Origin of the sequence: Vibrio sp. TRT 2004, assembly GCF_050113735.1 — a bacterium.
In the GTDB taxonomy this organism is placed as follows: Bacteria; Pseudomonadota; Gammaproteobacteria; order Enterobacterales; family Vibrionaceae; genus Vibrio.
On record NZ_JBNJOH010000076.1, the window covers coordinates 1 to 8,321 of the forward strand.

Consider the following 8,321-nt stretch of genomic DNA (forward strand, 5'->3'; position numbering starts at 1 on the left):
CCCGTTTGACTTACTCTACTGCGTTTATCGCCTAAGTTATTCAACATAATTGATTTACCATAAACACCCCTGATATTAGATGTTAGAAAAATCCTTAGAAAAGCCTTATGGTAACTGCCCTGAAAGCTACTTTTCTAATTTAACCATAATCTATTTACCATAAACTACGTTATCAGAAGATCTATTTAACTAAAGTTAAATAGATCTCTACTAACGATTACTTGTTTTTTCAATCGGTTATGTTGTTTTTCACTAGAGCTATTGTATTTTTCTAATAACTACAAATTTTGCCACTACGCTATGATTTCAAGTTTTAGCTTTCCTTGTAAAAATCATCAAGGTGCGGCATCTTCTCACCTTATCGGCATACCAAATATTGGTTCCTTATTTGGGATTACTTACAGTAATAATAAGATGCAGAATTAAGTAGACCACCTTCTGTTTGAGCACTTGCCAAACTGTACTCAGCGTCATTCAATTTTGTAAGCACTACATGGTTTTGAAACGCTGAATAGTAAATGAGACCAGTGTATGAGTTAGGACTTTTTTTCTTGATCTCATAATTACTTGTATGTTCCGTCATGCTGTCTTTTACAGTAATTTCATCGTTAAAGAGGTTTACCTCAATATTCATACCATTGGGTCTAGTATAGTCATGATCAAAGAAACAGCTTAGCTTTAAGTTTTCTGCTTGAGTACTTGCAGATAAAGCAAGAAGTATTGGTATTAGACGCTTCATTCGCCCTCCTTTAGATTTAGTAATATCCAGTTAAGTAACTAATTCTATTCCTATTTTAAAAGTCACTTTCTAGCTTAGAGACTGATGCGATAACTCCCTCGAAAGGACATGGTTCACAATTCGTCAAACGACAATGATTTTGTAACTTCTGAACTTGAAACTTTTCTGGAGAAATGCCTAGTTCTGACATTACCGTAGAAACATCATGTTGATTTATTAGGTTACATATTTTGTTGTCTGATTGAACTTGGTTAATCTTAGTAAGTCTGCTCATAATTCGTTTCGATCCAACTTAGTAAGTGATAAAAAAACTTCTTGACAGCTATGTTCTACGTATATTCGGTATATTATGCTGTTCCATTCGCGTCAGTTAATTCTTATGAATAACTATTTTTTCGCCTTTTGTTTTACATTCCATAAGAAATGACATGGATTTGCTGTCATCTTCGATTTGTAATCACTATAGGACTTGTACCCATGTGCCATAGCGAGCGCAGTTGCTAATAAGCTTGTTCCCGCTGTTGCCAAGCTTAGCCCCAAACCCGCAAAAGCAATACCAACATCAGTTAAATGAACTTTCTTAATGTGCTTCATTTGTGGCGTTATTTGTCGCATTTGAACTTCAAACAGCTCATGTTGTGTATCTTCAATGATCGTGCGAACACGTTTTGGATCAGGTTCATTTCTTGCTGCTCGAAAGCCTTTTTCCAGTTCTGCACGAAACGAATGGAATGCTGAACCATCATTGTTTCGTATTGACATTAAATCCTCCGACGAAACCTTGTCCAAAAATGGTACATCCATTTGTAAAGTACAATTCAAAGCATTTGATTTAATGTCACTTTCGCTAGCATTGATATTCAATAGATGGCTTTCAAAGGGGTGCTCAGTACCGAACATACACTCTAAGGAATTACTTAATGTAAGTCGTTTGTTAAGATCAATGAAATGGTTTCTTGCTGTTTGATTCACAGACTGTTTTACCCATTGAATGAAGTCCTCCTTCTCAGGAGGAACAGACGATGTCTTTTGAATAATCGTGTATCTGTTTGCTTCTTCTGTTGGTTTGAATTCTGTTGGATTAAGCATATAAGCCATACAGAATCCCTCCTCCATGCCTTTAAAATGAATGCTAATCTGGCGGCATGGATATAGGTCACGCATTACGAGTATGCGACCATTGTCATTTTCAACACTTCTAACATCAGCACTTGCTTTATACTCATCCAAAATATGTTTAGGCAGAACGTCTTCAAAACCAACATCAGAACATATGATTGGAATTTCAGCACCTCGTTCTAACTCAAAACTAACAGGATAAAGCTTAACATAACCACCAACTACCAATGGTCGTAACTCAATTAGTTTTATAGCGGCTTTAGCTAGACTTTGACGATCAACTTTAGGTGTTGACGCCATTCCCATGAAAGATGTCAAGGCTTCTGTGGCTGACGTTCTAAAATCGGTTAGTTTAAATACTGGGTCAGTTACAACAGCTTCTTCCAAATACAATGCTGCTTGTTTTAAACGAGATACTTGTGACATTGTGTCGGTTGCCATGCAACGAACAGTATTTTTCGCCTTTATGCTGTTCCTGGTCTCTGGAAGCATTTTCAAACAGTACTCGCGGTAATTACTCAGTTCTTTCTCTAGAGCTGTGTCTGAGATCCCAGTGTAGAGACGAGTAATCAACGAACTATCCAGTAACAACGAATCGTTCAGGTAATCGTATGCGTAACTTCCCATCTAATCTTTCCCTAATTTTTTGATTCCAATTGCTGTATTTATGTCCTCCAAGACTCTCTTGTGTTGTGCCTTATGAAGCGCCCAAGTGAGGTTTGCAATAGCATCGGCGTGTTCCATGCGTTCCACTTTAACTTGTTTTTTCAACTCAGACAGCTCCGCTTGAGCTTCACGCTTGGCTTTCAGTGCCTTGTTCTTGCTGCTCTTCAAAGTCTCAGTTCTAATTTCTCTTGCAGTCTTCTTTTCTGACTTATCAGCCTTAAGCTTAAGTACCTCATGATATAGCTCGGTGTAATAACTTAAAGAACCGTTCGATACGCCCGCCTTTTTCTCTACAGCAGACGGATTGATTTTAGCGCCGCCTTGCTTTAGCTCTTCCAGTGCTGCTCTTAGTTTTTTTTCATTTCTAGTCATATCACCAATCCTGTTGTAGATTTTGTTTCTTTTACGATGGCGTAATTACGAACTCAGTGAACTCAATATTGTGCTTCCTCATTACATGCTCCGCCGCTCGCAAGTCACTAAGCTCACGACCTAACGTGTGTTTGTTGATTGTGCTATTTGCAAGCATTTTACTGATAAGTTTCACGCAAGCATCATGCAACTTCTTCCAACGCTGAGCCTCTTCTCTCGTGATGCTTAGGTTCTCGCAACCATTAGATACGCAAGAGCTAGGCTGAAAAACATGTGATACTGAGCATTTCTCATTACCAAAGCACCGACCAAACCCTGTAGAACGTGACGCTGTATGGTTGTTTTTCTCTAAAGAGGCAAACTCCTTATCAGTTAAAACTCTTGGCTCCCCTTCAACCATTAGATTTTCCGCAAATCCTCCTGACGCTGCACCAGAAACCACTTTAGACAGGTACTTTTCGTTATAGGTTTTTCGGCTTGCATCCAATTCCCTCAACAGCTTGGGGTCTGTTTTTACTTGCATCAAAGCAAGCACATCACTAGTCGAGGTGTATATCATAGACATGCCAATGAAAATATGTTTCAACTGCTGCTTTAAGGCACCTAAGCAAGATAGATCGTTACCCACAGCAAAATGTGCAAAGCTTCTGCGCCAAGTATGGTTAATGAAATTCCAGTAGAACGTCCCGTCTTCCCTTAACTTTCGTGGGTCATTATTGACGTTACTGTTTAGTAAGTTATAAGAAGTATCCCATTCTCTCTTATACTCTGGCTGCAAGTGTTGAGCTTTGAATTGAGTAAGGCAGCTATTTAGATTGGACTTATTTAGATTAATTATCCCCAACTTATTGTAATTAGTTGGCAAGTGTTTCCAGTCACCACCATTCGCTAATCCAATGACCTCTATTGCCTTTTCACAAATTTCAGCACAAACCCAGACATCTTCTCTAACAGCCCCTTGCTCCAATTTCACCGTGGATGAATTCAGAAGTGAAGTGGTTACCCCTTCAAAATCGACCGTTTCGTAAGAAGCCTCGTGTAAAAACACTGCTTCACTCACTCGCATTCCACTAAACGCCATACATGTTGTATAGCCTAAACCAATGGCAACCCTGCGAAATTCCACAAGATCTAGTGGCGAACCCATTTGTCCAAGTTGAGGCTTGCCGTCACTGGTGAACTGTATGTGATACCACTCGACTAATTCAATTAATTTGCCGAGCGTTTGTCCATATAACTCTGGGATAATGGTGGGATGGTTGCCTGTGCCTCCATTTGCTAATTCCTTAGCCAAAGCGTTACGGTTCTGGATGGGAAAGACTAGTTGCAAGTTCGAAGGCAAGAAGTCATTAGCATCGCTTAATGTCGTATAACTTGTTAGATGCCCCTCGCATGAGGTTTGAGAGTATTTTCTGGATCTTAGGTACTCTTTAACCTTCTCAAAGAAAATCGGGTGCGCTAGTGCTGCTAGCGTATCAGGCACCACTTCCCAATTATCAATGATATCCTTTACAAGCATTTGGCAGAGCCTGATTGCCCTGAGAGTCACGTTCTTTTTTCTGAGTTTCGAGGTGAATAGTTTGTCATTCGAACCATATAGCAGGTATGCTGATCGAACCTTTAAATCACGATAAATTGGGATGTCTTCATACTCAGGTTTCCAAGACACATAATATACAGACGCATCTGAATGATCTAAGTTATATTCTTCGAATGACCATTTTCTAGCTTTAAATTGATTAATCGATTCCCCGCCATCGAGGATGCAATCTTTACCACTGTACAGATCTTCGTAATTAAGTAAGGACATCAACTTTCCTGTTGTCAGTATTGTAATGTATTAAGCAAAACTACAGCTTTGTCTAACGAAATATGTGTTTTGTTTAGGTGGCGAGCATTTAGATATCCATCTTATCTAATACGGCATACATCCCATCCCAAAGCGGGTGCAAGCCTTGTTTATCAAGTTTCTTAATTGCCGTCGCTAATTTTTTTGGAGTGAGTTTGCCTTTGATAATTTGGAGCTTTCCCTTCAATTCACCCTGCTTTTCGATAAAGTGAGCGAAGCTAACATGGTAATTAATTGAGTCGTTTAAAATAGATTCGAAAGAAAGCAGTTTCCAGATGTCGTTCACTTCATCTACAACAGCAAAATTTGCGCACCCAAAACACTTGATGATGAACCCACAGCCCATCAGCTTCTTATCTTCATCAGAAAGCAGCGGGTTCCTGTCTAGGCTCTTTTGAAACTCTTTGCTTTCAGCAGTTTCTAAACCTTTACATGTGCCACCGTTCTTTAGATCAGCCACTCCAGATTCTTGTTTCTCTTTTTCGTCAATAATCTTGGGGTTATAAAGGTTCTTTCCCTCTTCAACAGCAATGCTAATCTTTATTCCTCTTGCGTGTTTTTCTAGCGCATGAGCTGTCTGGGTCATTTCCTTGTGTGCCGTTTCATTACTGACCTTCGAGTAGTTGTATCCACGATGGACTGATAACCTATGTCGCCCTGCAATAACTCCGCTAGCTTCACCTCGCTGAGATGAAATCCTGTGAATTACTGATGAACGTAATCGTTGCAGATTTAATTTGTATTTAGAGCGCTTGTTAAGCAGCCCCTGTAAAATCCGATTTCGTTTAACTAGTTTTGTAGCAAAAAGACCTACATCATGTGATGAGATTTCAGTCGCTTCACTGCCATGCAGGTAAAACAATACTTGCTGTGACTGAATGCCAAATTTCTTCTTAGTTTGCTCAATAACCTCCATCAAACGCACCACAAGGGTTTTTGAGCTTCTTCTCGCAACAAAACTGTTGTAGTCATTTGACTTACTAGAGCGATACTTAATAGCATTAAAAACAAAATCTTTTGAGCCGAGTTTTGAGTACTCAGTGTCGAACTCTTCATAAATCAAAGAATTGAGTTCAGCAAAGGTCATCGCTGTATAGACCGTCAGCAATAAGCATGAACAAGAAATGAAGTCGTTAAAATCCTGCTCATAAGACATGGTGTTATTGCAAACTTGTTTATACAGACGTTGATGCTCTGGTATCAAAGCTCGAATAGTCGCTATCCAAGAAGTGTCATCGTAGTTATCGGTTTGTAAATCGTTTCCGCCTGTTTTCAGTTTGAACCTATCAGCCCTCAGTATTTTAGGTAGACCAATTAGCTCGAAGCCAGCACTTAAGTAAGCTTGCTTTCTTTCGATACTTTCTGGCTTTATCTTCGCTCCCTTTGTCATCTCATCGTATAAAGACGCTATAAAAGACTGAAAAGACTCTTTATTGTAAAACTCAGGACGCTTTGTAACCTCGTTGTTGTATTGGATTAGTTGCTTCAAAGCACCAAGGTAAGTAACCTTTGATGCGTCCCTCAGAGGACTGTCATGAATGTGTTTTGCGTATTTTTGAAGCTCAGAGTCGCTGATAAAGGGGGAATCAAAGTCTTCTCGCAAGTCGATAGTTACCAACTTATTGTTGGAGTTTTTCAACTTTAATATTAATGGGTGAAGCTTTGAAACGTTACTCTCCGATGGCAGTTGAGCTTGCTCGCAGCTCAAACCTAGGGATTTATGCTTTGCCTTGTACGAGCTAGTTCGACGCTCTGTATTACCCAACGGTACTCTTTCCGATGGTGTTGCTTCAAATTTTCGCTTACGCCCCTTCCGCTCAGATACTAAGTGAGTAATCTCATCCCCAAAGTTAATCGAAGTGAAAAACTTTTTTAGGTTAGCTCGATATACCCGCTTTCCGCTGTCGCCAGCTTCCAATTGCTCATTGATGCTTAATAGGTAGGACTTAACATTCTCATAGCTTAGCGGTGGTGCTTGTTCGTCTGAGTGTGCAATCAATCGATTGAGGGTCTGCCTTAGACCAGTGTTTAGTCTAGGTTCAAACTCTTTCATTGATTCATACAATATGATGATCTCACTCTCATGCAAGACACCTTTGTAATCCACCATGAGATCAACCGTTTTGTTCCCTTGAATTACTATTACTTTATCCACTTATGCTATCCATAATTCATTGTTGTCCATGATTTTTTCAACCAAATCCCCCATAACATCAATCATCTCTCTGCTAGCCTGATTACCCGTCCAGTGAGTTAGATAGAGCTGTGTTGTTGATATATTGCTGTGTCCCATCTCTTCTTTCAAAAGCACTAAGGCTTGGCTATAACTAAAGCCATGATCTAGTAACGTGCTCATTTTTCGACAGCCAAATGTTACTCGTAAGTGATGCCAAACGTGATAAAACCGTGGATCATCTTCGTCCATAATTTTATTTGCGATAATCGACCAGTAACGGTTGATTGTATTGGGATTGTAAATCTCACCCTCTCGATTTAGCAGGGCGGGATGGTCGCGTTCACTCTCAACGTCTTCTAATTCAAGCCAAAGACTCAATCTTTCTTTGTAGCGAAGGCTGTTGTGATATTGATTAAAAAGCTGAGCGATTCGAAAAGGAATAGAGATATTCCGTTCTTTTCCGTTTTTGGTTTTAACTCCAGTTTTCCGACCTATTGATATATCGGATAAGGTTTCGCCTTCAAAACTTCTAGGGATCGCTATGTGGCGCTTTCTAAGAGTGATTGATTCAGTTCGCCTCAGTCCACTAAAAAGGGAGAGAAGCATCGCTAATCGAGCTTCGAGTGGGATCAGTGACAAATGTTCGAATATGTACTCAATATGCCTGTCACTAATAGGTCTTAACTTTGTTTCTTTGCTTAGCTTCTTGATTGTGCAATCAGTAATATCTTTGCCGTATGCATTGGTTCCAGTAATTGCGAAGGGCAGTTGATCGATGTAAAAGAACTTCTTGAGAAATTTATAAAAACCTCGAATACATCCTAAGTAGTTGCTAGCAGTTTCATCAGTGTAATGCCCGTTATCAACATTCGCTTGCAACACATTTCGATAGGAGAAAATAGGGTTTTTGTCATCATCCACATACAAGTGTTCATCCCACTTTAAGTTATTTTCATGCATGACTTGGAAGAAAGATTTGAGTGCTCGCTCAGTAGGAGATATGTCTTTTCTATTAACTGAAATTCTGAGGTATAGGAGGTAAGCGTTAGCGATGAATATTGGTTCATTATCATCGTATAACAGTTTCAACCCTTGATAGTTAACTGGAGTGCCATGAGTGGATACCTTAGCCTCACCATTTTCGTCAATGATTGCTTGTGTATCTTTATAGATCGGAATTGTAGGTGAGGTTTTGACTAGCCTTAGCATTTTTCTCTCCATTGAAGTCACTGTGTAACCATACAGCACTTGGAGAGATTACTCTAACTATTTTTCTAACTTTTATGTACGTTTTAGAATTGAATCAGTTTTCTAAAACGGATTTCTAAAGATGACATCTAGGGTGCATAAAATACCTAATAATCAGTAAGATAATCAAAGATTAATTTACTGATTATTAG

At 39.3% G+C, this 8,321-nt stretch carries 6 protein-coding genes; all 6 read right to left on the reverse strand.

The features are described from left to right. Positions 1-394: 394 nt before the first annotated feature. The 6 genes from ACQEXR_RS19315 to ACQEXR_RS19340 all read right to left on the reverse strand — a co-directional run bounded on the left by ACQEXR_RS19315 (position 395) and on the right by ACQEXR_RS19340 (position 8,130). Entirely contained in the window at positions 395-739 is a 345-nt protein-coding gene (locus ACQEXR_RS19315; RefSeq protein ID WP_140078503.1) for a hypothetical protein, read from the reverse strand. A 387-nt stretch (positions 740-1,126) separates the two neighbouring features. Beyond that, positions 1,127-2,485, reverse strand: coding sequence for a hypothetical protein (locus tag ACQEXR_RS19320; RefSeq protein WP_140078502.1), 1,359 nt, complete (start codon positions 2,483-2,485; stop codon positions 1,127-1,129). Continuing rightward, positions 2,486-2,896: a hypothetical protein gene (locus ACQEXR_RS19325; RefSeq protein WP_140078501.1), complete on the reverse strand. Its 411-nt coding sequence runs from the start codon at positions 2,894-2,896 to the stop codon at positions 2,486-2,488. Between the two features lie 31 nt (positions 2,897-2,927). Beyond that, positions 2,928-4,706 carry a hypothetical protein gene (locus tag ACQEXR_RS19330; RefSeq protein WP_140078500.1) on the reverse strand — a complete coding sequence of 593 codons (1,779 nt, stop codon included), beginning with the start codon at positions 4,704-4,706 and terminating at the stop codon, positions 2,928-2,930. Positions 4,707-4,794: 88 nt separating this feature from the next. Continuing rightward, complete coding sequence (locus ACQEXR_RS19335; RefSeq protein ID WP_427020951.1) at positions 4,795-6,798, reverse strand: hypothetical protein; 2,004 nt, start codon at positions 6,796-6,798, stop codon at positions 4,795-4,797. 102 nt (positions 6,799-6,900) lie between these two features. After that, positions 6,901-8,130, reverse strand: coding sequence for a tyrosine-type recombinase/integrase (locus tag ACQEXR_RS19340; protein ID WP_180803460.1), 1,230 nt, complete (start codon positions 8,128-8,130; stop codon positions 6,901-6,903). Between the last annotated feature and the right edge of the window lie 191 nt (positions 8,131-8,321).

Bases quoted from the DNA above. Each gene is read 5' to 3' on its own strand.
- ACQEXR_RS19315 (WP_140078503.1), bottom strand. From the start codon at position 739: ATGAAGCGTCTAATACCAATACTTCTTGCTTTATCTGCAAGTACTCAA.
- ACQEXR_RS19320 (WP_140078502.1), bottom strand. From the start codon at position 2,485: ATGGGAAGTTACGCATACGATTACCTGAACGATTCGTTGTTACTGGAT.
- ACQEXR_RS19325 (WP_140078501.1), bottom strand. From the start codon at position 2,896: ATGACTAGAAATGAAAAAAAACTAAGAGCAGCACTGGAAGAGCTAAAG.
- ACQEXR_RS19330 (WP_140078500.1), bottom strand. From the start codon at position 4,706: ATGTCCTTACTTAATTACGAAGATCTGTACAGTGGTAAAGATTGCATC.
- ACQEXR_RS19335 (WP_427020951.1), bottom strand. From the start codon at position 6,798: ATGAAAGAGTTTGAACCTAGACTAAACACTGGTCTAAGGCAGACCCTC.
- ACQEXR_RS19340 (WP_180803460.1), bottom strand. From the start codon at position 8,130: ATGCTAAGGCTAGTCAAAACCTCACCTACAATTCCGATCTATAAAGAT.